General features: G+C 73.7%; 24 protein-coding genes. 11 read left to right on the top strand and 13 right to left on the bottom strand.

Annotated features, from left to right (window positions below; genetic code table 11):
- Nucleotides 1–63: 63 nt before the first annotated feature.
- Both ACI78T_RS18065 and ACI78T_RS18060 read right to left on the bottom strand, forming a co-directional pair.
- Nucleotides 64–936: a hypothetical protein gene (locus ACI78T_RS18065; protein ID WP_456559509.1), complete on the bottom strand. Its 873-nt coding sequence runs from the start codon at nucleotides 934–936 to the stop codon at nucleotides 64–66.
- A gap of 206 nt (nucleotides 937–1,142) precedes the next feature.
- Nucleotides 1,143–1,727 (bottom strand): LysM peptidoglycan-binding domain-containing protein, encoded by a 585-nt coding sequence (locus tag ACI78T_RS18060; RefSeq protein ID WP_456559508.1) that lies wholly within the window; start codon nucleotides 1,725–1,727, stop codon nucleotides 1,143–1,145.
- A 207-nt stretch (nucleotides 1,728–1,934) separates the two neighbouring features.
- Between ACI78T_RS18060 and lexA the strand changes: the two genes are divergently transcribed.
- Nucleotides 1,935–2,687, top strand: a complete 753-nt coding sequence (gene lexA, locus ACI78T_RS18055) for a transcriptional repressor LexA (protein ID WP_456559507.1) — start codon at nucleotides 1,935–1,937, stop codon at nucleotides 2,685–2,687.
- 79 nt (nucleotides 2,688–2,766) lie between these two features.
- Here lexA and ACI78T_RS18050 read toward each other — a convergent pair whose 3' ends face one another.
- The 3 genes from ACI78T_RS18050 to hflX form a co-directional block, all read right to left on the bottom strand.
- Nucleotides 2,767–3,783, bottom strand: a complete 1,017-nt coding sequence (locus ACI78T_RS18050; protein ID WP_456559506.1) for a hypothetical protein — start codon at nucleotides 3,781–3,783, stop codon at nucleotides 2,767–2,769.
- 4 nt (nucleotides 3,784–3,787) lie between these two features.
- Nucleotides 3,788–4,507 (bottom strand): phosphatase PAP2 family protein, encoded by a 720-nt coding sequence (locus tag ACI78T_RS18045; RefSeq protein ID WP_456559505.1) that lies wholly within the window; start codon nucleotides 4,505–4,507, stop codon nucleotides 3,788–3,790.
- 61 nt (nucleotides 4,508–4,568) lie between these two features.
- Nucleotides 4,569–6,035 (bottom strand): GTPase HflX, encoded by a 1,467-nt coding sequence (gene hflX / locus ACI78T_RS18040; protein ID WP_456559504.1) that lies wholly within the window; start codon nucleotides 6,033–6,035, stop codon nucleotides 4,569–4,571.
- Nucleotides 6,036–6,188: 153 nt separating this feature from the next.
- Here hflX and ACI78T_RS18035 point away from each other — a divergent pair, with 153 nt between their 5' ends.
- Nucleotides 6,189–6,398: a hypothetical protein gene (locus tag ACI78T_RS18035; protein ID WP_456559503.1), complete on the top strand. Its 210-nt coding sequence runs from the start codon at nucleotides 6,189–6,191 to the stop codon at nucleotides 6,396–6,398.
- A 4-nt stretch (nucleotides 6,399–6,402) separates the two neighbouring features.
- Here the strand turns inward: ACI78T_RS18035 and dapF are convergent, their stop codons facing one another.
- From dapF to ACI78T_RS18020, 3 genes are read right to left on the bottom strand one after another with little or no spacing between them, the layout of a single operon-like run.
- Complete coding sequence (gene dapF / locus ACI78T_RS18030; protein WP_456559502.1) at nucleotides 6,403–7,281, bottom strand: diaminopimelate epimerase; 879 nt, start codon at nucleotides 7,279–7,281, stop codon at nucleotides 6,403–6,405.
- The gene (miaA, locus tag ACI78T_RS18025) at nucleotides 7,278–8,198 is read right to left on the bottom strand and encodes a tRNA (adenosine(37)-N6)-dimethylallyltransferase MiaA (protein ID WP_456559501.1); all 921 of its coding nucleotides are present in this window, start codon (nucleotides 8,196–8,198) and stop codon (nucleotides 7,278–7,280) included. The genes dapF and miaA overlap by 4 nt, the downstream gene beginning before the upstream one ends.
- Complete coding sequence (locus ACI78T_RS18020) at nucleotides 8,195–8,920, bottom strand: hypothetical protein (protein WP_456559500.1); 726 nt, start codon at nucleotides 8,918–8,920, stop codon at nucleotides 8,195–8,197. Before ACI78T_RS18020 ends, miaA begins: the two co-directional genes overlap by 4 nt.
- Nucleotides 8,921–8,961: 41 nt before the next feature.
- Between ACI78T_RS18020 and ACI78T_RS18015 the strand changes: the two genes are divergently transcribed.
- Together ACI78T_RS18015 and ACI78T_RS18010 are read left to right on the top strand one after the other, a co-directional pair.
- A complete protein-coding gene (locus ACI78T_RS18015) occupies nucleotides 8,962–10,509 on the top strand; it encodes a DUF349 domain-containing protein (protein ID WP_456559499.1) in 1,548 nt (515 codons plus the stop codon).
- Between the two features lie 40 nt (nucleotides 10,510–10,549).
- Nucleotides 10,550–10,951 (top strand): VOC family protein, encoded by a 402-nt coding sequence (locus ACI78T_RS18010; protein ID WP_456559498.1) that lies wholly within the window; start codon nucleotides 10,550–10,552, stop codon nucleotides 10,949–10,951.
- Nucleotides 10,952–10,957: 6 nt separating this feature from the next.
- On the opposite strand, the gene miaB is transcribed toward ACI78T_RS18010, so the two are convergent.
- A complete protein-coding gene (miaB, locus tag ACI78T_RS18005) occupies nucleotides 10,958–12,436 on the bottom strand; it encodes a tRNA (N6-isopentenyl adenosine(37)-C2)-methylthiotransferase MiaB (protein WP_456559497.1) in 1,479 nt (492 codons plus the stop codon).
- Nucleotides 12,437–12,526: 90 nt separating this feature from the next.
- On the opposite strand from miaB, the gene ACI78T_RS18000 reads away from it, so the two are divergent.
- From ACI78T_RS18000 to ctaD, 6 genes are all read left to right on the top strand, one after another.
- Nucleotides 12,527–13,282: an amino acid ABC transporter ATP-binding protein gene (locus ACI78T_RS18000; RefSeq protein WP_456559496.1), complete on the top strand. Its 756-nt coding sequence runs from the start codon at nucleotides 12,527–12,529 to the stop codon at nucleotides 13,280–13,282.
- A 23-nt stretch (nucleotides 13,283–13,305) separates the two neighbouring features.
- A complete protein-coding gene (locus tag ACI78T_RS17995) occupies nucleotides 13,306–14,202 on the top strand; it encodes a glutamate ABC transporter substrate-binding protein (protein ID WP_456559495.1) in 897 nt (298 codons plus the stop codon).
- A gap of 71 nt (nucleotides 14,203–14,273) precedes the next feature.
- A complete protein-coding gene (locus tag ACI78T_RS17990; protein ID WP_456559494.1) occupies nucleotides 14,274–14,921 on the top strand; it encodes an amino acid ABC transporter permease in 648 nt (215 codons plus the stop codon).
- Nucleotides 14,918–15,817, top strand: coding sequence for an amino acid ABC transporter permease (locus ACI78T_RS17985; RefSeq protein WP_456559493.1), 900 nt, complete (start codon nucleotides 14,918–14,920; stop codon nucleotides 15,815–15,817). Before ACI78T_RS17990 ends, ACI78T_RS17985 begins: the two co-directional genes overlap by 4 nt.
- Before the next feature lie 70 nt (nucleotides 15,818–15,887).
- Nucleotides 15,888–16,421, top strand: a complete 534-nt coding sequence (locus ACI78T_RS17980) for a hypothetical protein (RefSeq protein WP_456559492.1) — start codon at nucleotides 15,888–15,890, stop codon at nucleotides 16,419–16,421.
- A gap of 218 nt (nucleotides 16,422–16,639) precedes the next feature.
- On the top strand, nucleotides 16,640–18,400 hold the full coding sequence (gene ctaD, locus ACI78T_RS17975; RefSeq protein ID WP_456559491.1) for an aa3-type cytochrome oxidase subunit I: 1,761 nt from the start codon (nucleotides 16,640–16,642) through the stop codon (nucleotides 18,398–18,400).
- Between the two features lie 21 nt (nucleotides 18,401–18,421).
- Here the strand turns inward: ctaD and ACI78T_RS17970 are convergent, their stop codons facing one another.
- The 4 genes from ACI78T_RS17970 to ACI78T_RS17955 form a co-directional block, all read right to left on the bottom strand.
- Nucleotides 18,422–18,949 carry a regulatory protein RecX gene (locus tag ACI78T_RS17970; RefSeq protein ID WP_456559490.1) on the bottom strand — a complete coding sequence of 176 codons (528 nt, stop codon included), beginning with the start codon at nucleotides 18,947–18,949 and terminating at the stop codon, nucleotides 18,422–18,424.
- Nucleotides 18,950–19,077: 128 nt separating this feature from the next.
- Nucleotides 19,078–20,109 (bottom strand): recombinase RecA, encoded by a 1,032-nt coding sequence (recA, locus tag ACI78T_RS17965; RefSeq protein WP_456559489.1) that lies wholly within the window; start codon nucleotides 20,107–20,109, stop codon nucleotides 19,078–19,080.
- Between the two features lie 173 nt (nucleotides 20,110–20,282).
- Entirely contained in the window at nucleotides 20,283–20,477 is a 195-nt protein-coding gene (locus tag ACI78T_RS17960) for a DUF3046 domain-containing protein (RefSeq protein WP_116453033.1), read from the bottom strand.
- A 124-nt stretch (nucleotides 20,478–20,601) separates the two neighbouring features.
- Complete coding sequence (locus ACI78T_RS17955) at nucleotides 20,602–21,897, bottom strand: MFS transporter (RefSeq protein ID WP_456559488.1); 1,296 nt, start codon at nucleotides 21,895–21,897, stop codon at nucleotides 20,602–20,604.
- 100 nt (nucleotides 21,898–21,997) lie between these two features.
- On the opposite strand from ACI78T_RS17955, the gene ACI78T_RS17950 reads away from it, so the two are divergent.
- Complete coding sequence (locus ACI78T_RS17950; RefSeq protein WP_456559487.1) at nucleotides 21,998–26,575, top strand: ATP-dependent helicase; 4,578 nt, start codon at nucleotides 21,998–22,000, stop codon at nucleotides 26,573–26,575.
- Nucleotides 26,576–26,637 lie beyond the last annotated feature (62 nt).

Raw genomic sequence — 26,637 nt, 5'->3', positions numbered from 1 at the left:
AGGATTCCGCCGGGCATCGCACAGCAGGCCCCGGCTACCTCCGGCGACCCGGGGTGCGACAGGTCAGACGCTGCGGACGGAACCGTCGACGCGCGGGCGACGCGCGTGCGGCACGTGGTCGCTCAGCCGCATCGGACGCGTGAGCAGTTCCGGCTCGAGCCCCTCGGGCGCGGTCCAGGACGCGCCGGCGCGGGAGGGCTCCTCCGGTCGCACGGCCGGGCGCGGAACCGCCGGCGCACCGGCGACGGGGCCGTTGGACACCCGTGCCGTGGAGGGGCCGGGCTCCGACACGGCGGGGAGCAGGCCGGTGTCCGCAGTCCGGTGCCGGCCGAGCTCCCCGGGCGCGCGGTGACGTCCGGGCGATGCGGGCGGAACGGGTCGGGCCGGAGCGTCCTCGGGCGCACGGCGGCGGCCGACCGAGGCGAACTGCGCGGTCTCCGCCGCGGTCCGCCGGCCCCCCACCACGGGGGTCTCGGCGGTCTCGGGAGCGCGACGGCGCCCCACCGAGGCGAACTGCGCCGTCTCGTCGGCGGTCCGGCGGCCGCCGGACGCCGGCGGGTCCGGCACCACGGAGAGGTCGCGGACCGTGGGAAGCCCGGTGGTGGCCGGACCGTCGGCGTCGCCCGACCGCGCGCGACGCCCCGAGGGGTGGCGGGCGACGGACATCTCCTGCGTGCCGGGTCCGTACGCGCTGCGACCGGCCGGCTCGGCGGCCACCGACAGGTGGCGCTCCGGGAGGCGGAGGGAGGCCAGGTCCGTCCACGCCGTCTCCTCGACACCGCCGAGGACGACCCGGACCCACACCTGGCACGAACCGTTGGCGTCGTGCCGCCAGCCGAGCAGCTCGCCGGCCCACCAGGTCCCTGCCTGGTAGACCTCGACGGCCTGCGGTTGACTGGTGAACACAGCTGCTCGGTTCTCCATGGCGCCTGACACGCGACGACCGTAAGCGGTGGAACGACCACAGAGTGTGAAGACGCCCGCACTGAGGGTTGACGAAGTCGCGCTCCGACGTTGTGGACCTATTGCCGTGGCGAGCGCGCCCTCAGCCGCTACGGGCACGCTCGCCGCCTCGTGGCCGTCCGGGCGCAGATCAGAGCCCCGGGCGGGCCCGACGCGCCGAGGACCCGCCGCGCCGGTGGTCACGGCAGGACCAGCGTCTGCCCCGGCACGAGCTCCGAGCCCTGCAGCCGGTTGAGCACCTGGATCTCGTCGACCAGCGCACGGACGTCACCACCGCCCTCCACCGCCGAGGCGATGGACCACAGCGTGTCGCCGGGCCGCACGACGACGCTGCTCTCCCCTGCCAGCCGCAGACCGCCGTCGTTCCCCGCGACGAGCGGATCGAGCCACGACCCCAGGGCGACACCGCACGCCAGCGCCATGACCACGGCCAGGCGTCGGGCCCGACGGGTCAGGCGGAGCCGGGGGCGCTGCACCCTCGCGAGATCGGCACGAGGGCCGGCCACCCGCCGGGGAGCAGCGCCGGCGGGCACGGCCCGGTCGGCAGGACGCGGCGTGGCCGGACGGCGCGAGGGAACCGCCGGAGTGGCGGCGGGCTGGACGGGCGGACGGCAGACACCGACCCGCGAGGGGCTGCGGCGCGACGGGTGAGCCAGCGGCGGCCGCGCCGTCGCCCCGTCGGCACCCACGACGACGAGCCTCGGGCGCCACGGCGCCTGGACCTCCTCGTCGAACTCCAGCACGGCCTGCTGAACGCTCCCCATGACCCGTCCTCCTTCGCTGCGTGACCGGCACCTGCTCGTCGAACGCCTGTTCGATTCGAACGACTGTTCGATGTCTACCGGACGGGTCCGACGAAAGCCACACGACGCGGCATCTGCTTCGAACATGTGTTTGATCCAGGACGTCCGACGCGCTACCGTCCGTGCCACGGACACAGGCGCTGCGCGAGCGGCGGACGAGGAGGCGACGTGGCGGAGAAGAGCGGGAGCTCAGGCGGCCGCAAGGCGTCCGGGGATGCGGGCGCGCAGACGGCCGCGGTCCGGTCGTTCCCCGACCGGGGTGCCGACGGGGACGGGCTGACGCAGCGCCAGCGCCGGGTCCTCGAGGTCATCCGCGACTCGATCGAGCGCCGCGGCTACCCCCCGTCGGTCCGGGAGATCGGGGAGGCCGTGGGCCTCTCGTCCGCCTCGTCGGTCGCGCACCAGCTGTCGGTGCTGCAGAAGAAGGGCTGGCTGCGGCGCGACCCGAACCGTCCCCGGGCGCTCGACGTGCGCCTGCCCGGCGACTCGCCGCACACGGTCCCCGCGCCCGCCGAGGTCGGGCTGGGCGAGGACACGCAGGTGCCGGCGCCCATGTACGTGCCACTGGTCGGCCGCATCGCGGCCGGTGGTCCGGTGCTCGCCGAGCAGGCCGTCGAGGACGTCTTCCCGCTCCCCCGCGAGCTGGTCGGCGAGGGCACCCTGTTCATGCTCAAGGTGGTCGGTGACTCGATGGTCGAGGCAGCGATCTGCGACGGCGACTGGGTCGTCGTCCGGCAGCAGCCCACCGCCGAGAACGGCGAGATCGTCGCGGCGATGATCGACGGCGAGGCCACCGTCAAGACCTACAAGCGGCGCGACGGGCACGTCTGGCTGCTCCCCCACAACCCGGCCTACGAGCCGATCCCGGGTGACGACGCGACCGTGCTCGGCCGAGTGGTCAGCGTGCTGCGCCGGGTCTGAGGCAGGCGGCACGAACGGCGGGTCCCACCGAGTCCGGGTGGGGCCCGCCGTTCGCCTTCGTCGGGGCCTCGCGACGGCGTCAGGGCCGGCGGCGCAGCTTTCCGCCGATCCAGACGACCATGGTCGCGACGCCGGCTGCGAGCAGCGCCGACGTCCACGGCGACAGGCCTGAGCTGGTCAGGTCGGTGAAGCTCGGGACGGGACCTTCGGGAGCCGGCGGCGCCGCGGCAGGCAGGTTCGCCGCCGGCAGCGGGACCTGCGTGAGGTCGCTCGGCGAGCCCTCGCTGGCGACCAGCAGGCTCGTGCCGTCCAACGAGAAGCTGATCGCCTCACCCTGCGGCGAGTCCGGCAGCGGCACGGTCACCGGGGCCGCGGCGAGCGCGCCCACGACGTCGCTGCCGGTCAGGGCCCAGACGTACGCGTCGGTGTACGTGCGCAGCGCGAGGTAGCGCCCGTCGGCGGAGACCGCCCCGCCCGTGACGAGCAGCTGTCCCGCACGCCCCACCGGACCACCGGGAGTCCCGGTCAGCGTCATGTTGACGCCCGCCACCTTCGCCAGCGCCACCGTCCCGCCGTCCACCAGCGGGGACGCCGGGCTGTAGACGCCGCTGGCGCCCAGCACCTCCTTGGTCACCACGTACGGCGTGCCGTCCGGGGCGAGCAGGAGCGCCTCGGCGTCGTGCGGCCCGTCGGGATAGGTGAGCCGGAAGACGCCGGTCGTGCCGTCGGGCCGGAGGGCGAGCAGCGCCACCGTCGAGCGGGTGGCGTTGTTGTCCCCCGTGTCGGCCAGCCAGACGGTCCCGTCCGCGCCGACCGCCATGTCCTCGGGGTCGTAGGGGTCCACCGGCGCCGAGTGGGAGTCGACCACCTGGCAGCCGGCGTCGAGGAGGTGGACCGCCAGCTCCTCGCCGCCGTCGTTCATCGCGAGGACGCCGTCGGTGACGGCCACCACCCCTGACAGCTCGGCCAGCCGCGGGTCGGTGATCTGGCAGAGGGCGGCGGGCGCGACGGCGTCCTCGCCGTGAGCGGGCAGGGCGGAGCCGAGGACGAGGCCGGCGCCGAGGAGGCCCCCGGCGGCCAGCAGCCGTCCCCGCACGCCGCTACGCGGTCTGCCGGCCTCGGGCACGTACCCAGCGTGACAGAACGATTGCATCCAGTCGGTGAACCACGCCCAACAGCACGATCCCCACGGCTCCGCCGACGACGGCGTCGGTGATCCAGTGGAAGTCCAGCGACACCATCGCCAGGCCGGTCGCCACGGGCCCGGCGATGCTCAGCCACCAGAAGGCCCGCTGCACGCGCGCGGGCAGGTCGTACTCCACCGCCAGCCAGCGCGCGACGCCCCACATGATGACCGCGTTGGCCACGTGCCCGGACGGGAACGAGGCGCCGTCGAGGTGGAAGAAGACCTCGTCCGGGTGCCCGGGAGCGGTGCGCCCGGTGCCGTGCTTGACCGCGTAGACGCCGAGGGTCAGCGTCCCGAGGGCCAGCAGCACCCGGAGCAGCGGCAGCCACGTGCGGTACCGCCAGCCGAGGTAGCCGACGAGGACCGCCAGCACCCCGAGGATGGTGGCCCGCCCGCCGAGCTGCGTCACCGCCCAGACGAAGGGGTAGCCGGCCGAGTCGCGCAGCCCCCACCCGCGGACCACGTGGGAGACGCGCAGGTCTGCCCGCTCGAGCGCGCCGCCGGTGAGCAGGTCCGCCGTGATCAGCGCGCCCACCAGGAGCGCGCCGATCATCAGCCACCACGGCGGCCGCCCGATCGAGACGGCGCGGGTGCGCTCGGGCGCGCCGGCGTCCCGCACCGCGCCGCTGGTCACCCCGTCACCGTACCGGCCCGTGACCGGACCGTGATCCAACCGAGGTGGACGCCCCGGGAAGTCAGGCGACGGGGGCGGCGAACTGCTCGAGCAGGGCGGCCAGGCCACCGTCAACCCGTGCGGTCAGCCGGGTGCCGCCGTCCTCGTGCCGCTCGGTGAGCACCTCGCCGTCGCGGTGCACCCGCGCGACCAGGTCACCCCGGTCGTAGGGCACCAGCACCTCGACGTCGATGTCGGGATGCGGCAGCCGGGCGGCGACGAGCTCCCGGAGCTGCTCGATCCCGGTGCCCGTGCGGGCCGAGACCCACACCGCACCCGGCAGGGCACGACGCAGCGTCAGGATGGCTTCCTCGTCCATCGCGTCGACCTTGTTCACGACGATCACCTCGGGCACCGACGAGGCGTCGATGTCCTGGAGCACGACGTGCACCGCGTTGATCTGGCCGAGCGGGTCCGGGTCGGAGCCGTCGACGACGTGCAGCAGCAGATCGGCGGCGGCGACCTCCTCCAGCGTCGACCGGAAGGCGTCGACGAGCTGGTGCGGCAGGTGCCGCACGAAACCGACGGTGTCGGTCAGCGTGTACTCGCGTCCCTCGGGCGTCTCGGCGCGCCGGACGGTCGGGTCGAGGGTGGCGAACAGGGCGTTCTCCACCAGCACACCCGCGCCGGTGAGGGCGTTGAGCAGGCTGGACTTGCCGGCGTTGGTGTACCCGGCGATGGCGACGCTGGGTGTGGCGTTCCGGTCGCGGTTGGAGCGCTGGGTCGCGCGCGCCGTCGCCATCCCGGCGATCTCGCGACGCAGCTTGCTCACCCGGGAACGGATGCGCCGCCGGTCGGTCTCGATCTTGGTCTCACCGGGACCACGGGTACCGATGCCGCCACCACCGGCGACGCGGCCACCCGCCTGCCGGGACAGCGACTCACCCCAGCCACGCAGCCGCGGCAGCATGTACTGCATCTGGGCGAGCTCGACCTGGGCCTTGCCCTCCCGGCTGCTCGCGTGCTGGGCGAAGATGTCGAGGATCAGCGCCGTCCGGTCGACGACCTTGACCTTGAGGATCTTCTCCAGCTGGTTGAGCTGGCCCGGGGTGAGCTCACCGTCGCAGATGACGGTGTCGGCGCCGGTGGCGGCGACGATGTCGCGGATCTCGCCAGCCTTGCCCGACCCCACGTAGGTGGCTGCATCGGGCTTGTCGCGCCGCTGGCTCACTGCCTCCAGGACCTGCGACCCGGCGGTCTCGGCCAGGGCGGCGAGCTCGGCCAGCGACCGGTCGGCGTCGGCCTGGGTGCCTTCGGTCCACACCCCGACCAGCACGACCCGCTCGAGGCGCAGCCGGCGGTACTCGACCTCGGTGACGTCGGCGAGCTCGGTGGACAGCCCGGCCACCCGGCGCAGCGCGCCGCGGGCCTCGAGGGCGTAGGAGCCGGTGGTGTCGTCGGGCTCGTCCCACTGCTCCGCGGCGGCTGCGACAGGGCGCGGCTCGGGGCGGGTCTGGTCGTCGAAGGGGACGTCGGGAGCGGTCGTCATCGTCTCCAGCGTGGCATGCCCCGTCGTCCGGAGCACCTGAGTTGTCTGCATCTCTGTTCGCATCGCCTCGTACAACACCGCGGAGCGCCGACTACATCCCACGTCGCCAGGGGTAGGAGCCCTCCCGAGACGACACCGACGAGGAGGTCTGCGATGAGCGAGTCCGGATCCAGCAGCCTGGGCGCGAACAGCGAGCTCGACGACCCGGGCCGCGACCCGAAGGGCCTCGGCGGCCCGCCCCGCAACCCGCTCGGGAGCGGGCCGGACCAGGACAGCGGTCGCGGCGAGCCGACAGGCAGCCCCGGTACCGAGGGTGAGTCGATGATGCCGGAGTCGCCCGACGGCGACGACGACCGCGCCTGAGCGCTCAGGCGCCGAGCCACTCCGGGCAGAGCTCGCCGGCAGCCACCAGCACCGCGGGCCCGGTGAGCACCGTCGTCCCGGGGGTCACCTGCACCGACAGGCGGCCCCCGGGGACGTCGACGAGCACCGTCCCCTCCGTCCGCCCCTCGGCCACGAGCGCCGCGTAGCCCGCCGCGCAGGCACCGGTTCCGCACGAGCGGGTCTCCCCCACGCCGCGCTCCACGACGCGCAGCCGCACGTGGGCGGCCGGCTCGAGGACGTTCACCAGCTCGACGTTGACGCCTTCCGGGAAGAGCTCCGCGTCGAAGCGGGGCGTCCCGGTCAGGTCGAGCGCGTCGATGTCGGCGTCCGTGAGGCAGGCCAGGTGCGGGTTGCCCATCGACACGGCGAGCCCGGGGAACGTCCGCCCCGACACCTCGGCCTCCCCCGCGCCGAACTCGCGGGCCGGGCCCATGTCGACCCAGTAGCCGCCGTCCGGCGTCGCGCCGACCCGCCGCGGGCCCCCGCGCGTGCCCACCAGGACGCCGGCCTCGCACGTCGCCCGGTCGAGCAGCCCCTCGCTCACCAGGACGTGCAGGAACAGCCGGATGCCGTTGCCGCACATCTCGGCGGTCGACCCGTCGGCGTTGCGGTGGTCCATGAACCACTCGCAGGCAGCCAGCTGGTCACCCAGCACCTCGGGGGCGTCGGGCACGTGGACGCTTCGGACGACGCGCAGCACGCCGTCACCACCGAGCCCGGCCCGCCGGTCGCAGAGCCGGCGGACCAGCGCGCCGTCCAGCCGGTCCTCGGGCCAGACGCTGCCGTCGGGGTCGGGCAGGACGACGAAGTCGTTCTCCGTCCCGTGGCCGACGAGCACCCGGGGAGCGGTCAGCGCAGTCACGGGTCGATCGTACGGGCGGTGATCACGGCCGAGACGGCGTCGACCAGGTCGGGGCGGGCGGCCTCGAACCAGGTGACCGTTGCGTCACGACGGAACCACGAGCGCTGGCGGCGGACGAACCGCCGCGTGGTCGAGACCGTCCGCTCCTTCGCCTCCTCCGGGGTGAGCTCGCCGTCGAACTGGGCCAGCACCTGCGCGTACCCCAGGGCCCGGGACGCGGTCGGCCCCTCCCGGAGCCCGTCGGCCGCCAGCGCCGCCACCTCGTCCACGAAGCCCGCCGCCCACATCCGGTCCACCCGGGCGGCGACGCGCTCGTCCAGCTCGGCGGGCTCCCGGTCCAGCCCGACGACGACGGACGGGTAGTGCGGCCGCGGCTCCGGCAGCTGGGCGCGGAACGGGCCGCCGGTCAGCTCGATCACCTCGAGCGCGCGGACGATCCGCCGTCCGTTGCTCGGCAGCACCGCCGCCGCGGCAGCCGGGTCGAGTCCGGCGAGCCGTTCGTGGAGAGCCGGGGCGCCCACCGAGGCCAGCTCCTCCTCCAGCCGGGCGCGTACGGCCGCGTCGGTGCCCGGGAACTCCAGTTCGTCGAGCACCGCCCGGATGTAGAGCCCCGAGCCGCCGACCAGCAACGGCACGGTGCCGGCCGCCCGCAGCCGGTCGATCTCCGCACGCGCCAGGTCCCGGTACTCGGCCACCGAGGCCGCGTCGCGGACGTGCCACAGGTCGAGCAGGTGGTGCGGCACGCCCTCCCGTTCCGCCTCGTCCGGCTTGGCGGTGCCGATGTCCATGCCGCGGTAGAGCTGCATCGAGTCGGCGTTCACCACCTCGCCCCCGAGGCGGTGGGCCAACGCCACGGCGAGAGCGGTCTTGCCGGTCGCCGTGGGCCCGACGACGGCGACCACCGGCGGCAGGGTCACGCGGCCACCCAGGACGCGACGAGGTAGCCGACGCCGAACGGCGCGCAGTCGGAGTGCAGCCGGGCAGCGACCGGGCGGCCGGCCAGGGCGGTGCCGACCGCCCGCCAGACGGGCACCCCGGCGGCGGCGAGGCGCTCCCCCTCGGCGGGGTCGAGGTCGCGGAGAGCCCCGGCGTCGCCGGCGCGCAGCGCACGGGCGACCGCCGCGTCGAACGGCTCCGCGGTCTCGTCCAGGTAGCCGGGCGCCTTCACGCTGCGCCGGGCCGACCCGTCGCCCATCGCCAGGATCCCGACCGGCGCGGGCAGGTCCCGGACGAGCTGGGCCAGATCTTCCGGCGCGACGCCGACACGGGCACCCGGGAAGCCCGCCTGGTCCAGCAGCCAGGCTCCGAGCGTGTGCGCCACGGGCACCCGCCGTCCGCCCGGGCGGGCCCGCCCGTCGAACGGCACCTCGAGGTCCACGCCGAACCCCCGGAAGCTGCCGGCGTCCCCCCTGCCCAGGCGCGTGCCCGGCTCCGCACCCGGACCGACCACGACGACGACGTCGGGTGCCACCGCCAGCAGGTCGGCCACCGCGACGGCGCAGGCCTCGCGGAGGGCGGCCGTGGTCTCGTCCGCCCGCACCTCGACGGCGGGGTGGAGCAGCGGAGGGGCCGGGCAGAAGGCCACGGCGGCCGACGCGCGGGCACCGGGGAGGGGTGGCCCTTCGGGAACAGCACTCACACGGGTCAGTCTCCCGGATGCGACGTGGGACACTGCCGGACGTGTCGAGCACGGACAACCCCGGGAACGGGGCGCAGCAGGACTCTCCGCCGATTGCGGAGAACGCGGAGACGGCTCCCGCCCCGGCGGCGAGCGGGGGTCCCGCCGAGGGCGCGACCCCCGAGGCGACGTCGCAGGCGGTGACCCCGGAGGCCGGGACGCCCGAGGCGCCGAGCCCCGTCGACGCCGCGGTCGCCGATCCGACCGCCGACGCGCCCGTCCCCGCGCCGCCGAAGCCGCGGCCCATGGCGCCCCGTCCGGTGCCCCGCCCGATGCCGCCGTCCTCCCCCGCTCCGGCCGCCGCGGCCGAACCGGCCGTCGAGGTGCCCGCCGTGCCCGCCAGCGACCCGACTCAGTGGGGTCGCGTCGACGAGGAGGGCACCGTCTACGTGCGCACCGCCGACGGCGAGCGCTCCGTCGGCTCGTGGCAGGCCGGCGAGCCCGCCGCCGGCCTGGCGCACTACGGCCGCCGGTACGACGACCTCGCCACCGAGGTGGCCCTGCTCGAGGCGCGGCTGAAGGCGCACACCGGCAACCCGGCCGAGATCCGCGCCAAGGCCCAAGGGCTGGCCGAGACGATCCCCACCGCCGCGGCCGTCGGTGACCTGGACGGCCTCGCCGCCCGGGCGCGCGCCATGGTCGAGACCGCCGACTCCGCCGCCGCCGAGTTCCGCGCGGAGAAGGCCGCCGCCCGCGCCGGACAGGTGGCCCGCAAGGAGGCCCTCGCCGCGGAGGCCGAGCAGATCGCCGCCGAGTCGACGTCGTGGAAGGCGGCCGGCGACCGGCTGAAGGCCATCGTCGAGGAGTGGAAGACGATCCGCGGGATCGACCGCAAGACCGACGACGCGCTGTGGAGCCGGTTCGCGGCCGCCCGGGACGCGTTCGGGCGGCGCCGCGGTGCGCACTTCGCGTCGCTGGACGCCCAGCGCGGTGAGGCCCGCGCCGCCAAGCAGGAGCTCATCAAGGAGGCGCAGAAGCTCGCCACCTCCACCGAGTGGGGCCCCACCAGCGCGGCGATGCGCTCGCTGATGGACCGCTGGAAGGCCGTGCCCCGCACCGGCCGGGACGGCGACGACGACCTCTGGAAGGAGTTCCGCGCGGCGCAGGACGTCTTCTTCGCTGCCCGGGCGGAGTCGGACAAGAAGCGCAGCAGCGAGGAGCTGGCCAACCAGCAGCAGAAGGAGGAGCTCCTCGCCCAGGCGGAGAAGCTCGACCCCTCCACCGACCTCAAGGGCGCGCAGAACGCGCTGCGCAAGATCCAGGAGCGCTACGACGCGATCGGGCACGTCCCGCGCAGCGTGATGCGCCAGCTCGAGGACCGCATGCAGGCGGTGGAGCAGAAGGTGCGCGGCGCGGCCGACTCCACCCGCATCCGCACGGCCCCGGAGAACCCGATGGTCGCCTCGATGCGGGCCGCCGTCACCAAGGCCGAGGAGCAGCTGGCCAAGGCCGAGGCAGCCGGTGACGCGAAGCGGATCGACGAGGCGAAGGCGAACCTCGCCACCCGCCGCGAGTGGTTGGCGGAGGCGGAGAAGTCCGCTCGTCGCTGAGGCGGTCCCCCGGGCTCGTCCGAGCCGCTAGCCTCCGCGCATGGGAGCCCGGCTGGCGGCCTACCTGAGCTACCGCGACGCGCCGGCCGCCCTGGCGTGGCTGCAGACGCTCGGCTTCGAGGTCGTGCGCCGGGCCGACGCCCCGGACGGCACGGTGGCCCACGCCGAGGTGCGCTGCGACGACGTCGTCCTCATGGTGGCGAGCTACGACGCCCAGTACCGCCGACCGCCCCTGGTCGGCTCGTCGACAGGGGGCGGCCTGTACCTGGTGCTCGACGACGCGGCGGCCGTCGACGACCGCTTCGCCCGGGCCACCGCCGCGGGTGGGCGGGCCGTCATCGCGCCGGAGGACACCGAGTGGGGGACCCGCCGCGCCCGCGTGCTCGACCCCGAGGGCGGCGAGTGGAGCTTCGGCACGTACGCGCCGGGCGAGAGCTGGTAGCGGCGCTCAGCAGCCGGTGAACGCCGGGAGCGGTGCGGGGACACCGATCGACGGCATGCCGAGGGAGACCCCCGGCGTGGTCGGCCTGGTGCCCGCCTCGGAGGCGTCCCCGGCGCGGGTCCGCCGGTGCGAGAGCAGCACGCCGTCGGCGATCAGGTGGTGCGGGGCGGCGTCGGTCACCACGGTCTCGACGACGTCGCCGGGGCGCACGCCGTCGGCTGCCGTGAAGTGCACGAGCCGGCCGTCGCGCGCCCGACCGGAGAGCCGGCCGCGCGCGGCGTCCTTGCTCCCCTCGCCCGCCGCGACCAGCAGCTCGACAGCCCGGCCGACCTGCGCACGGTTCTCCGCCCAGCTGATCTCGTCCTGCAGGGCGGTCAGGCGCAGGTAGCGCTCCTGGACGACCTCCTTGGGCAGCTGGTCGGCCATGTCGGCCGCCGGCGTCCCCGGCCGCTTCGAGTACTGGAAGGTGAAGGCGCTGGCGAACCGGGCCTGGCGCACGACCTCCAGGGTCTGCTCGAAGTCGGCCTCGGTCTCACCGGGGAAGCCCACGATGATGTCCGTGGTGATCGCCGCGTCGGGCATGGCCGCGCGGACGCGGTCGATGATCCCCAGGTAGCGCTCCTGCCGGTAGCCGCGGCGCATGCGGCGCAGCACGTCGTCCGACCCGCTCTGCAGCGGCATGTGCAGCTGGTGGCAGACCGACGGCGTCCCGGCCATGGCCTCGATCACGTCGTCGGTGAACTCGCGGGGGTGCGGGCTGGTGAAGCGGATCCGCTCGAGGCCGTCGATCCGGCCGGCGGCGCGCAGCAGGTCGGCGAAGGCGCCCCGGTCGCGGAACTCGACGCCGTAGGCGTTGACGTTCTGGCCGAGCAGCGTCACCTCGAGCACGCCCTGGTCGACCAGGGCCTGCACCTCGGCGAGGATCTCGCCGGGACGGCGGTCCTTCTCCTTGCCGCGCAGGGCCGGGACGATGCAGAACGTGCAGGTGTTGTTGCAGCCGACGCTGATCGACACCCAGCCGGAGTAGGCCGAGTCCCGCTTGGCCGGCAGCGTCGAGGGGAAGACCTCGAGGGCCTCGGCGATCTCGACCTGCGCCTCGGCGTTGTGCCGGGCGCGCTCGAGCAGCGCCGGCAGCGAGCCGACGTTGTGCGTCCCGAAGACGACGTCGACCCACGGGGCGCGCCGGACGATCTCCCCGCGGTCCTTCTGCGCCAGGCACCCGCCGACGGCGATCTGCATGCCGGGGTTGGCGTCCTTGGCCGGGCGCAGGTGGCCGAGGTTGCCGTACAGCCGGTTGTCCGCGTTCTCGCGCACCGCGCAGGTGTTGAGGACGACGACGTCGGCGTCGCTGCCCTCGGGGGCGGCGGTGTACCCGGCCTGCTCGAGGAGGCCGGACAGGCGCTCGGAGTCGTGGACGTTCATCTGGCACCCGTACGTGCGCACCCGGTAGGTGCGCGGCGCGGGGACCTCGGCTGCGCTGCTCATGACAGAGCGAGGGTACGGCGCCCGCTTCGTTACCCCTTCGTGATCGCCCCGATCACTCACCGTGTCCCGTGGCCTTTAGGGTCCCTAAGGGTGACCAGCCGTCCCAACGGAGAGCCTCTCGTCCGCCTGTCCGGCGTCAACAAGTGGTTCGGCGAACTGCACGTGCTGCAGGACATCGACCTGGAGATCGCCCGGGGCGAGGTCGTCGTCGTGATCGGCCCCTCGGGGTCGGGCAAGTCGACGCTGTGCCGGACGATCAACCGCCTCGAGGCCATCGACAAGGGTGAGATCAGCATCGACGGCCAGCGCCTGCCCGAGGAGGGCAAGGAGCTGGCCCGCCTGCGCAGCGACGTCGGCATGGTGTTCCAGAGCTTTAACCTCTTCGCGCACAAGACGATCCTGCAGAACGTCACGCTGGGCCCCATCAAGGTCCGCGGGAAGTCGAAGGCCGAGGCCGAGCAGCGCGCCCGCGAGCTGCTCGACCGGGTCGGGGTCAGCGCCCAGGCCGACAAGTACCCCGCCCAGCTCTCGGGTGGTCAGCAGCAGCGGGTGGCGATCGCCCGGGCGCTGGCCATGGAGCCCAAGGTCATGCTGTTCGACGAGCCGACCTCGGCGCTCGACCCCGAGATGATCAACGAGGTCCTCGACGTCATGACCGGTCTCGCGCGCGACGGCATGACCATGGTCGTCGTCACCCACGAGATGGGCTTCGCCCGCAGGGCCGCCAACCGCGTCGTCTTCATGGACGGCGGCCGGATCGTCGAGACGGCCGACCCCGAGACGTTCTTCACCGACCCGCAGTCGGACCGGGCCAAGAACTTCCTGTCCAAGATCCTCAACCACTGACCAGTCCACTGGAGGGACCGCTCATGCGCATCACCCGATACGCCGCCTCGCTGGCGGCCGCCGGCCTGCTGCTCACCGCCTGCGGCGGCAGCGACGCCGGCAACCAGGCCGAGGAGTCGGCCGAGAACACCGCCGCGGTCGAGACCGAGGTCGACTTCCCGGCCGGCTCGACGATGGCCGAGCTCAACGAGGCCGGGACCATCACCATCGGCACCAAGTTCGACCAGCCCGGGTTCGGCCTGCTCAACCCGAACACCGAGGAGCCCGAGGGCTTCGACGTCGAGATCGCCAAGATCGTCGCCGCCAAGCTCGGCATCGCGTCCGAGGACATCGAGTGGGTCGAGACCGTCTCGGCCAATCGCGAGCCGTTCCTGCAGAACGGCCAGGTCGACATGGTCGTCGCCACCTACACGATCAACGACGCGCGCAAGCAGCTCATCGACTTCGCCGGGCCGTACTACGAGGCCGGGCAGGACATCATGGTCGCCGAGGGCAACCCCGAGAACATCGAGGGCCCGGAGGACCTGGCGGGCAAGAACGTCTGCTCCGTCGAGGGTTCGACCCCCGCGCAGAACATCCGGGACAACTACCCCGAGGCCACGCTGACCCTCTTCGACGTCTACTCCAAGTGCGCCGACGCCCTGGCCAACGGCCAGGTCGACGCCGTGACGACGGACAACGTCATCCTCACCGGCCTGGTCGCCGGCAGCGACGGCGCCTTCGAGCTGGTCGGCAACCCGTTCACCACCGAGCCCTACGGCATCGGCGTGACCCTGGGTGACACGGAGTTCCGCAACTTCATCAACGACGTGCTCGAGGAGGCCTTCGAGGACGGCTCGTGGGCCGAGGCCTGGGACCGCACCGCCGGAGACATCAGCGGCCAGGAGGCTCCCGAGCCGCCGCAGGTCGACCGCTACTGACGTCCCGCCGGCACGCGGGGCGGGGCACCCCGCCCCGCGTGCCGTCCTGACCGATCTCGAGAGGAGGCGGTGTGCAGTTCCTCGCCGACAACTTCGACCTGCTGTGGGACGCCTTCCTCACGACCCTCTGGCTGTCGTTCCTGGCCGGCCTGCTGGCGCTCGTGCTCGGCACGCTGCTCGCCGCCGCCCGGGTGAGCCCGATCCCGCCGCTGCGCGGGCTGGCGACGTTCTACGTCGAGGTCTTCCGGAACACGCCGCTCACCGTGGTGTTCTTCTTCATGATCTTCGGCCTGCCGCAGATCGACTTCATCCTCGGCTTCTTCACCGGCGCCGTGCTGTCGCTGGGGCTCTACACGGCGGCGTTCGTCTGCGAGGCCATCCGTTCAGGGATCAACGCCGTCTCCGCTGGGCAGGCGGAGGCGTCGCGGGCCATCGGGCTGACCTTCGGCCAGTCGCTGCGTGAGGTGGTGCTCCCCCAGGCGTTCCGGACGGTCATCCCACCGCTGGGCAACGTCTTCATCGCGATGGTGAAGAACAGCTCCATCGCGGCGGGCTTCGCCACCAGCGAGCTGAGCTCTCTGCTCCCCCGGCTGGTCAACGCCGACGCCGGCCAGCTGACCGCCGTCCTCCTCGGAGTGGTCGTCGCCTACATGGTCATCACCCTCCCGCTGGCCTTCGCCGTCAACCGCATCGAGCGCCGGGTGGCGATCCTCCGATGACCGCACCGGTGCTCTTCGACATCCCGGGCCCCAAGGCCCGCGCCCGCATCCGGATCGGGACGGTGATCGGCTCCCTGCTGATCGCCGGGCTGCTGGCCCTCGTCCTGGTCCGGCTGGGCAGCAACGGCCAGCTCGAGAGCCAGCGGTGGGCTGTGCTCTTCGACAGCCGCACCGGCGTCCCGCAGACGCTCTGGCGCACGCTCGTCAACACCCTGCAGGTAGCGGCAGTCGGCATGGTGGTGGCCACGATGGTGGGGCTGCTGCTCGCGGTCGGCCGGCTGTCCGACCACCGGTTCGTGCGGGCGCTGGCCGGGGTCTACATCGAGTTCTTCCGCGCCATCCCGCTGCTGGTCGTCATCTTCGCCCTGTACTTCGTGCTGCCGAAGTTCGGCGTCCGACCCTCGGCCTTCCAGGCCCTGGCCGGAGGGCTAATCCTCTACAACTCGGCGGTGCTCGCCGAGATCTTCCGGGCCGGCATCCTGTCGGTCGACAAGGGCCAGCGCGAGGCGGCGTTCGGCCTCGGGATGCGCAAGTCGCAGGTGATGACGCTGATCCTGCTGCCGCAGGCGGTCCGGCGGATGCTGCCCGTGCTCATCGCCCAGCTGGTCGTGCTGCTCAAGGACAGCTCACTGGGCTTCATCATCGGGTACTTCGAGCTGCTCCGGGGGGCGCGGAGCCTGGTCGAGTTCTTCACCCCGCGCTTCGGCAGCGAGTACACGTTCCAGCTGTACGTCGCAGCCGGCCTGATCTACATCGTCGTCAACGTGCTGCTGTCCCAGCTGGCCAAGTACGTCGAGAAGCGCACCCGCCGGAACACGAAGGCGGCGGCCACCCGCGACGCCGACCTGCCCACCGACGTCGCCATGGGCGGCTCGGGACTCTCCACCACCGCCTGACCCACCCGTCCCGGCCGCGGCGCGCCGCGTGCGACGCGCCGCAGCCGGGACGGTGAGACTGGGTTCCGCCATGGAGACCGTGCACGCCGCCGGCCGGCGATCCCTGCCGCCCGTCCCGCGCTCGAGCGCAGAGCACGCCCCTGCGGCGGCGGGCCCTCCGGTCGACCCGGAGGTCCCGACCGAGCGCTTCGTCGTGGACCTGACCACCGGCGAGCAGCACGCGGTCACGGCGGACGCCGCCTCGGCCGATGCTGCCGAGCTGGACCTGGCCCAGCAGTTCGTGGCCCGGCTGCGCGCGGCCGCGGCGGACTTCGCGGAGGCCGCCGGTGCGGTGTCGGCGGTGGTCCGCGAGGCCGTCCCGCCTGCCCGGCACCGCCGCGCCCGGTGCCGGGTGGTCCTGCGCCATGCCGACGAGTCGCAGGTCGACGTCACGTTCCTCGGCCCGGCAGGTTCTCCCGGGCGCCCGTCCCGGCACGGCTTCGACCGGCAGATCCGCCGCTGGCTGCTCGCCGGCCAGCGTCGGGACGACGCGTGGCTGGTGGCCGATCCGGATGCGCCCGACGGCCTCGCGGTCGACCTGAGCGCCTGGGCCGCCGCGGCCTGAGCCCCGCCACCCCCGGTCGGTCCCGCTCAGCCGTCGGCGCTCGGGTTTCCCTCGGCCTGCGGATGGGCCACGATGGTGGCGCCGCTCACCGACGGGGCGGGCGGCGCGGAAACCGCAGTGCGCGTGCGGAGGACCGGGGAGCCGCTCATGTCCCGCAGCTCGACACCCGTCCGACGGTTGACCGTCGGAGGCCGGACGACGACGGCGCGAGGCGCGGCATGACCGCCATCGCACCCCAGCCGATCATCAGCCGGCCCAGCCCGGCGCACCAGCCCGTCAAGGGTTCGCGGCTCTCGAACCTGCTGCGGACCACCGATCACAAGACGATCGGCCTGATGTACACGACCGCCTCGTTCGCGTTCTTCATCGCGGGCGGGTTGATGGCCCTGCTGATGCGTGGCGAGCTGGCCAGGCCGGAGCTGCAGTTCCTGTCGCCGGAGCAGTACAACCAGCTGCTGACCATGCACGGCACGGTCATGCTGCTGATGTTCGCGACGCCGCTGTTCTTCGCGTTCGGCAACCTGATCATGCCGCTGCAGATCGGCTCGCCCGACGTCGCGTTCCCGCGGCTGAACGCGTTCTCATTCTGGCTGTTCCTCTTCGGCAGCACCATCGCGGTCTCGGGGTTCTTCACCCCCGGTGGTCCCGCCGACTTCGGCTGGTACGCCTACGCGCCGCTGTCCAACGGCGTGAACTCACCGGGCATCGGCGGCAACCTGTGGTTCGCCGGCCTGGCGGTCAGCGGTCTGGGCACGATCCTGGGCGCCGTCAACTTCATCACCACGATCGTCTGCCTGCGGGCCCCCGGCATGACGCTGTTCCGGATGCCGATCTTCACCTGGAACACGCTGATCACCAGCGTGCTCGTCCTCGCTGCCTTCCCGATCCTGACCGCGGCGATCTTCGGCATGCTGGCCGACCGCAACCTCGGCGCTCTCGTCTACTCGGACGAGAACGGCGGCCCGATGCTGTGGCAGCACCTGTTCTGGTTCTTCGGCCACCCCGAGGTCTACATCATCGCGCTGCCGTTCTTCGGCATCATCACCGAGATCATCCCGGTGTTCAGCCGCAAGCCGCTGTTCGGCTACAAGGGGATGGTCGGGGCAACGATGGCCATCGGTTTCCTGTCGCTGGCGGTGTGGGCGCACCACATGTACGCCACCGGCGCGGTGCTCCTGCCGTTCTTCGCCTTCCTGACCTACCTGATCGCGGTCCCGACCGGCCTGAAGTTCTTCAACTGGATCGGCACGATGTGGCGCGGCCAGCTGACCTTCGAGACGCCGATGCTGTTCTCGGTCGGCTTCATGGTCACGTTCCTGCTCGGGGGACTGACGGGCGTCCTGCTGGCCAGCCCGCCACTGGACTGGCACCTCAACGACTCGTACTTCGTCGTCGCCCACTTCCACTACGTCGTCTTCGGCACCGTCGTGTTCGCCGCCTACGCCGGCATCTACTTCTGGTTCCCGAAGATGTGCGGCCGGATGATGGACGAGCGGCTGGGCAAGCTGCAGTTCTGGCTGACCTTCATCGGCTTCCACACGACGTTTCTCGTGCAGCACTGGCTCGGCGGCGAGGGGATGCCGCGCCGGTACGTGGACTACCTGCCGACGGACGAGTTCACCGCTCTGAACATGGTGTCGTCGATCGGAGCGTTCATCCTCGGCGCCTCGGTGCTGCCCTTCCTCTACAACGTGGTGCACTCGTGGAAGTACGGCGAGCTCGCGCTCCGCGACGACCCGTGGGGCCACGGCAACTCGCTGGAGTGGGCCACGTCCTCCCCTCCGCCGCGGCACAACTTCGTCGAGATCCCGAAGATCCGTTCGGAACGCCCTGCCTTCGAGATGCACTACCCCCACCTGCTGGACCGGCTGCAGGACGAAGCGCACGCCGGCAAGCGGCACGAGCCGTACGGCGGCGTCAGCGAGATCGGCGCGAGCGCGGGTCCCCGCCAGGGCCCGAACGACCCCGACCCCACCTGATTGGGTTCTCCCGGGTAGCGGTCAGGGCAGCAGGCTGTCCACGTCGAGGTCGTCGAACGAGTCGTCCACGTCGTCGGCGGCATCCGAGCGGTCCAGCACCTCGCGCACGACGGCGGCAGCCAGTCCGCCGTTGTAGCCCTTTCGCGCCAGCATGCCCATCAGCCGACGGGTGGCCGTCGCCCGGTCGAGCCGCCGCATGCCCGCCGCCCGGCGTTCGACGAGCCGGCGGGCCGCCGTCCGCTCGTCCTCGTCGTCGACCTCGCTGACCGCCTCGGCGGCCACCTCCGGGTCCACGCCCTTGGCCCGCAGCTCTGCGCTGAGCGCCCGCCGCGCGAGGCCTCGACCGGCCTGGCGCGAGTTCACCCACGCGCGGGCGAAGGCGGCGTCGTCGATCAGGCCGACCTCGGTGAACCTGTCGAGCACGGTCTCCGCCGCGTCGTCGGGGACCCCGCGCTGCGCCAGCAGCTCGGCCAGCTGCTGACGCGTCTTCGGCGCCCCCGTCAGCGCCCGCAGGCAGATGCCGCGGGCGACCGACTCCGGGTCACCCATCTCGTCCTCGGGAGAGCCGGGGACCTCAGGGCCAGTAGCGTCGTCGCCCCCGGTGCTCCGCCGCCGCGCGCCCGGGTGGGAGCCCGGGCCGCGGCGGCGGGTCGACGGGAAGCCGGACACCGGCCGGCTCAGAAATCGGCGGGCGCGTCGACCGGGGCGTCGAGGCGCGGCCCGATGCCCAGCTTCTCCTTGATCTTCTTCTCGATCTCGTCGGCGAGGTCGGGGTTGTCCTTCAGGAAGTTGCGGGCGTTCTCCTTGCCCTGCCCGAGCTGGTCGCCGTCGTAGGTGTACCAAGCACCTGACTTCTTGACGAAGCCCTGCTCGACGCCCACGTCGATGAGCCCGCCCTCACGGCTGAAGCCCTGACCCCAGAGGATGTCGAGCTCGGCCTGCTTGAAGGGCGCCGCCACCTTGTTCTTGACGACCTTGACGCGGGTGCGGCTGCCGACTGCGTCGGTGCCCTGCTTCAGGGTCTCGATGCGGCGGACGTCGAGCCGGACCGAGGAGTAGAACTTCAGCGCACGTCCACCGGTGGTGACCTCGGGCGAGCCGTACACCACGCCGACCTTCTCGCGCAGCTGGTTGATGAAGATCGCCGTCGTCCCGGAGTTGCTCAGGGCACCGGTGATCTTCCGGAGCGCCTGGCTCATCAGGCGGGCCTGCAGACCCACGTGGCTGTCACCCATCTCGCCCTCGATCTCGGCGCGCGGCACCAGGGCGGCGACGGAGTCGATGACGATGATGTCGAGCGCACCCGAGCGGATCAGCATGTCGGCGATCTCGAGCGCCTGCTCACCGGTGTCGGGCTGGCTGACCAGCAGGGCGTCGGTGTCGACACCGATGGCGCGGGCGTACTCCGGGTCCAGCGCGTGCTCTGCGTCGACGAACGCCGCGATGCCGCCGGCGGCCTGGGCGTTGGCCACCGCGTGCAGGGCCACCGTCGTCTTACCGGAGGACTCCGGGCCGTAGACCTCGATGACGCGACCGCGGGGCAGACCACCGACGCCGAGCGCGATGTCGAGGGAGATCGAGCCGGTCGGGATGACCTTCATGGCCACCTCGGGGCTCTCGCCCAGGCGCATGACGGAACCCTTGCCGAACTGCTTGTCGATCTGGGCGAGGGCCATGTCGAGGGCCTTGTCGCGGTCGAGCGTTGCCATGATGGCCACCTTCACGTTCTGGGGAAGTTGTCGGGATCGACGCTAGGACGGGGGTCCGACAATTCCGGGGCCCCGGCGGATCTGTGGAGAGCGGGTCTGCCTGTGGACGCCACTGTAGGACGAACACCTGTTCGATCGCCAGGACGACACGCCGCCTCCCGCGGGCGCCGGGCTCACCGCTCCTTGACCGGCACCTCGTACTCCTCGCAGATGGCCAGCCAGACCTTGCGCACCGGCAGCCCGGCCTCGATCGCGTCGAGCGCGGTGCGCCCGCCGAGCGCCGAGAACACGTGGTCGCGGGCCACGCTCTGGGCCCGCATCGGGCCGAACTGACTGTCGAGACGGGACCAGAACTCCTGCAGGCGCACGCCCCGACGCTAACCCGGGCGCCCTACCCTGGGGGCGTGGTCCCCGGCACCGGTTCGTCGGGTTGGGACCTCGTCCTGCAGATCGCCGTCGCCCTGGCGCTCCTGGTCTCGATCGTGCTGCTGATCAGGAACTACCGGGACCGCTGACCGGCTGCCGGGCGCCGGCCAGCCACACGACCGCCAGCGGCAGCACCAGGGCGGCCGACACCGCCGCCACCAGCCCGAAGTCGCCGACCGCGAGCAGCGGTCCGCCCACCGCGCCGGCGACCGCGGCGCCCAGGCCCATCAGCAGGTCCGTGCCGCCCTGCGCCGTCGGCCGCAGCTCCACAGCGACGGCCTCGGTGACCAGCGTCGAGCCGGCGATCAGCCCGCACGACCAGCCCAGGCCGAGCAGCAGCAGACCCGCGCCGAGCTGCAGGGAGGCGTCCGGCGCCGCGGTGCCGGCGAGGGCGGCCGCCGCCAGCAGGAGGACCGCGCCGAGCGCGACCGTCGCCCTCCGCCCGGCCCGGTCGGCGAGCACGCCCACCAGCGGGGAGAAGAGGTACATGCCGGCCACGTGCACGCTGATCACCAGGCCGATGACCCGCAGGGTCGCACCGTCGGAGTGGCCGGCGTGCCCCATGTGCACGGGCGTCATGACCATGACGCCGACCATCACCGAGTGCGCCACCACCACGGCGGTGAGGCCGAGGCGTCCTCCGGGCGCGGCCCAGACCGCCCGGAGCGCGGTCCCGGTCCGCGTCCGGGCGCGCGGCCCCGCTCCCCCGCCCCCGAGCCGACGCGCGAGGAGCAGCGGATCGGGCCGCAGCAGGAGCAGCAGCCCCGCCGCGACGACGGCGAACACGACCGCCGACACCGCGAAGGCCCCGCCGAGGGCGGGCAGGCCGAGCGCCCGGCCGAGGTCGGCCCCCGGCCCGGCGAGGTTGGGGCCGAGCACCGAGCCGACCGTGGTCGCCCAGACGACGAGCGAGAGGTCGCGGCCGCGGCGCTCCGGCGTCGCGAGATCGGCCGCGGCGAAGCGTGCCTGCAGGCCGCATGCCGTCGCCGCCCCGAACGCGAACAGCCCGAGCAGCAGCAGCGGCAGCGACGAGACCGCGGCGGCGACGACGGCGACGACGGCACCGAGCACCGCCACCGCGTAGCCCGCCGCGAGGCCCGTCCGGCGGCCCGCCCGGTCGCTGATCCGCGCCAGCGGCAGGGCGATCACCGCGGCACCCAGCACGCCGGCGGTCTGGCCGAGGCCGGCGGCGGTGTCGCTGCCGGCGACGTCGCGGGCCAGCAGCCCGCCGACGGTGATGCCGACGGTGACCCCCAGGCCGGCGAACGTCACCGCGCCGCTGAGGACCGCGACGGTGCGCCGCTGGACGGAGTCCGCGGCCGGTTCGAGCGCGCCGGGGAGCGGCGCCGGCGGAGGCTGCACGCGCGCAGTCTGCCCGATCGCCGTCCCCGGACGGGTGGTCCCGCCGCCGTACAGCTGCGCGGACCGGCGAACTGTCGTACCTCCCGGGGACACTGGTCCCGTGTCCGCACTCGACCGGTTCTCCGAGGCCACCCGGGCCTGGTTCACCGGCGCCTTCGTCCGCCCCACTGCCGCCCAGGAGGGCGCGTGGGACGCGATCAGCAGCGGCGAGCACGCCCTCGTCGTGGCACCCACCGGCTCGGGCAAGACGCTGGCCGCGTTCCTCTGGTCGCTCGACCGCCTGGCCGCGACCCCGCCACCGGCCGACGAGCAGCTGCGCTGCCGGGTCCTCTACGTCTCCCCGCTCAAGGCGCTGGCGGTCGACGTCGAGCGCAACCTCCGCGCTCCCCTGACCGGCATCGGCCAGGCCTCGGCCCGGCTCGGGCTGGAGCGGCCGGAGATCCGCGTGGGCATCCGCTCGGGCGACACCCCGGCCGAGGAACGACGCGCGTTCACGCGCCGCCCGACCGACATCCTCATCACCACGCCGGAGTCGCTGTTCCTGCTGCTGACCAGCTCCGCGCGCGAGGCGCTGCGCGGCATCGAGACGGTCATCGTCGACGAGGTGCACGCGGTCGCCGACACCAAGCGCGGCGCGCACCTGGCGGTCTCCCTCGACCGGCTGGACGAGCTGCTCGAGCGGCCGGCCCAGCGGATCGGGCTCTCGGCCACGGTACGGCCCATCGAGGAGGTGGCCACGTACCTGGCCGGTGGCCGACCGGTGCAGATCGTGTCCCCACCGTCGGCCAAGGAGTGGGACCTCTCGGTCGTCGTCCCGGTCGAGGACATGAGCGAGCTGGGCCAGCCCACCGGCGAGCTGGAGGGATCGGCCGCGGGGAACCAGCCCCGGACGTCGATCTGGCCGGCGGTCGAGGAGCGGGTGCTCGACCTCGTCCAGGCCCACCGCAGCACCATCGTCTTCGCCAACTCCCGCCGCCTGGCCGAGCGCCTGACCAGCCGGCTCAACGAGCTCGCCTACGAGCGCGCGACCGGTGAGCCGGTCCCTCCGGGCACGAACGCGGCTGCGCTGATGGCGCAGGCCGGATCGGGCGGGGGGATCCCCGAGGGCGTGCAGCCGGTCGCGGCCGCGCACCACGGCTCCGTCTCCCGCGAGCAACGGGCGATCGTCGAGGAGGCGCTCAAGTCCGGTCGGCTGCCCGCCGTCGTCGCGACGTCCAGCCTCGAGCTCGGCATCGACATGGGTGCGGTCGACCTCGTCGTCCAGGTGGAGGCCCCGCCCACCGTCGCCAGCGGCCTGCAGCGCGTGGGACGGGCGGGGCACCAGGTCGGAGCGGTCAGCCGGGGCGTCCTCTTCCCCAAGTACCGCGGCGACCTGGTGCAGTGCGCCCTGGTCTCCGAGCGCATGAAGGCGGGCGCGATCGAGTCGATCCGCTACCTGCGCAACCCGCTCGACGTCCTGGCCCAGCAGATCGTGGCGATGGTCTCCGAGCGACCGCGGACCGTCGACGAGGTGGCCGCCGTCGTGCGGCGGTCGGCGGCGTTCTCGTCCCTGCCGGACTCCGCCCTGCACGGGGTCCTGGACATGCTCGCCGGCCGGTACCCCTCCGACGCCTTCGCCGAGCTGCGGCCGCGGCTCACCTGGGACCGGGTCACCGACACGCTGACCGCCCGGGCCGGCGCGCAGCGGCTGGCCGTGACCAGCGGCGGAACCATCCCCGACCGCGGCCTGTTCGGCGTCTTCCTCGTCGGCGCCGAGGGCACCGGGGGCCGGCGCGTGGGCGAGCTCGACGAGGAGATGGTCTACGAGTCACGCGTCGGCGACGTGTTCCTGCTCGGCTCCTCGTCCTGGCGGATCGAGGACATCACCCACGACCGCGTGCTGGTGACCCCCGCTCCCGGTCAGCCGGGGAAGATGCCGTTCTGGCACGGCGACGCGCCCGGCCGGCCGCTTGAGCTCGGCCGGGCCCTCGGCGCCTTCCTGCGCGAGGTCGGGTCGGCGACGCCGGAGGCGGGGCTGGAGCGGGCGCGCGCCGCAGGGCTCGACGAGTGGGGCGCCGCGAACCTGCAGGCCTACCTCGCCGAGCAGAAGGCGGCCACCGGCCACCTGCCGGACGACCGGACGCTGCTGGTCGAGCGGTTCCGCGACGAGCTCGGCGACTGGCGCCTGGTCGTGCACTCCCCCTTCGGGGCCCAGGTCAACGCGCCCTGGGCCCTGGTGCTCGCCGCGAGGCTGCGGGAGCGCTACGGCGTGGACGTCGCCTCCATGCACTCCGACGACGGCATCGTGCTGCGGCTGCCCGACACCACGGGTGAGCCGCCGGAGGCCGACCTCGCCGTCCTCGACCCGGACGACGTCGAGCGGGAGGTGACCGCCGAGGTCGGCTCGTCGGCGTTGTTCGCCAGCCGGTTCCGGGAGTGCGCCGCCCGGGCCCTGCTGCTGCCCCGCCGCGACCCGCGCCGCCGCACCCCGCTGTGGCAGCAGCGGCAGCGTGCCGCCCAGCTGCTCTCCGTCGCGAGCGAGTTCTCCTCCTTCCCGATCACCCTGGAGGCCGCCCGCGAGGTGCTGCAGGACGTCTACGACGTGCCCGGCCTCGTCGAGCTGATGAGCGACGTGCGCTCGCGCAAGGTGCGCGTCGTCGACGTGCAGACCGACTCCGCCTCGCCGTTCGCCCAGTCGCTGCTGTTCGGCTACGTCGGCCAGTTCCTCTACGAGGGCGATGCACCGCTCGCGGAGCGCCGCGCCCAGGCGCTCGCCCTCGACACGGGTCTGCTGGCCGAGCTGCTGGGCCGCACGGAGCTGCGGGAGCTTCTCGACGGCGAGGCCATGGCGGAGATCGAGGCCGAGCTGCAGCGGCTGCCCGAGCAGCGGCACCCGCGGGACGTCGACGGCGCCTCGGACCTGCTGCGCGGCATCGGCGACCTGGCCGCCGCCGAGGCAGCGGTGCGCGGGGTGCCGCAGGCGTGGCTCGACGAGCTGGTCGACGCCCGCCGGGCGCTGCAGGTGCGCATCGCCGGCGAGGAGCGCTACGTCGCGATCGAGGACGCCGGACGCCTGCGCGACGCGCTGGGCACCGCGCTGCCCGTCGGCGTGCCGGAGGTGTTCACCGAGCCGGTCGCCGACCCGCTGGGCGACCTCGTCGGCCGGTACGCCCGCACCCACGGCCCCTTCCAGCCGACCGAGGTGGCGACCCGACTCGGCCTGGGGGTCGCGGTGGTCACCGCGACGCTCCACCGGCTGACCGCCAGCGGCCGCCTCGTGGCGGGCGAGTTCCGCCCCGGCGGCACCGGGCAGGAGTGGTGCGACGCCGAGGTGCTGCGGTCGATCCGCCGCCGGAGCCTCGCGAAGCTGCGCCAGGAGGTGGAACCGGTCCCGACCGGCACGCTGGCCCGCTTCACGCCCTCGTGGCAGGGCGTCGGCGGGCGCCTGCGCGGGGCGGACGGCGTGCTCGCGGTCGTCGAGCAGCTCGCGGGCGCGCTGGTCCCGGCCAGCGCCCTGGAGACGCTCGTGCTGCCCACCCGGGTGCGCGACTACTCCCCCGCCATGCTCGACGAGCTCACCAGCGCCGGCGAGGTGCTCTGGGCGGGTGCGGGCGGTCTGCCGGGTGGCGACGGCTGGATCAGCCTCGTCCCTGCCGACCTGGCACCGCTGCTGCTGCCCGAGCCTCTCGACGTACCCGAGGCTGGCGCCCCGATCCTGGAACAGCTCGCGGGCGGCCAGGCGCTGTTCTTCCGCGGCTTGTCCGACCTCGTCGGAGCCACCGACGACGCCGCGATGGCCGATCTGGTCTGGGACCTCGTGTGGGCCGGCGCGCTCACCAACGACACCCTCGCCCCCTTGCGCACGCGGCTCCACGGCGGCGGCACGCACAAGCGCACCCCGACGGCTCCGCGGGTGACGCGGAGCCGGTACGGGCGACCTCGCGTGGGCCGCCCGGCCATGCCGACCCGCACCGGGCCGCCGACGGTGGCCGGCCGCTGGTCCCGGCTGCCCGACCGCGAGGCGAACGGCACCCGGCGCACCACCGCGCGGGCGGAGGCGCTGCTCGAACGGCACGGCGTCCTCACCCGCGGCGCGGTCATGGCCGAGCAGGTGCCGGGTGGCTTCTCGGCCGTCTACCCGGTGCTGCGCGCATTCGAGGAGAACGGGCGCTCGCGCCGCGGCTACTTCGTCGAGACCCTCGGGGCCGCCCAGTTCGGCACGCCGGGCTCGGTCGACCGGCTGCGGAGCTTCGCCTCGCCCGACCGCGTCCCCGGTGGCGCCGTCGTCCTCGCCGCGACCGACCCGGCCAACGTCTACGGCGCCGCTCTGCCGTGGCCCGACCGGCCGGGAACCGGTGACGGCGACGCCGTCGACATCGGCGAGGGCACAGGGGGCCGCAAGGGGGCCACCGGGCACCGGGCGGGCCGCAAGGCCGGGGCGTTGGTCGTCCTGGTCGACGGCGAGCTCGTCCTCTACGTCGAGCGCGGCGGCAAGACGTTGCTCTCCTGGACCGAGGACGAGCAGGTGCTCAAGGAGGCGGCGACGGCGCTGTCCGGAGCGGTGTCGGCCGGCGCGCTGGGGCGGATGGTGGTGCAGAAGGCCGACGGCGCCTCGGTGCACGAGTCGACGCCGTTGTCCGCGGCGCTGCAGGCGGCCGGCTTCGCCGCGACCCCGCGCGGACTCCGACTGCGCGGCTGACCGGGCGAGCCCGCTCCTGGAGCGTTGTTCGTGCTCCGGGGGTCCTGCAGGGGTCCCGGAGC

The sequence above is a fragment of the Blastococcus sp. SYSU D00922 genome, assembly GCF_054050495.1.
Note: the sequence above shows the minus strand (reverse complement) of the source record. Positions and strands in the feature narration are given on the sequence as shown.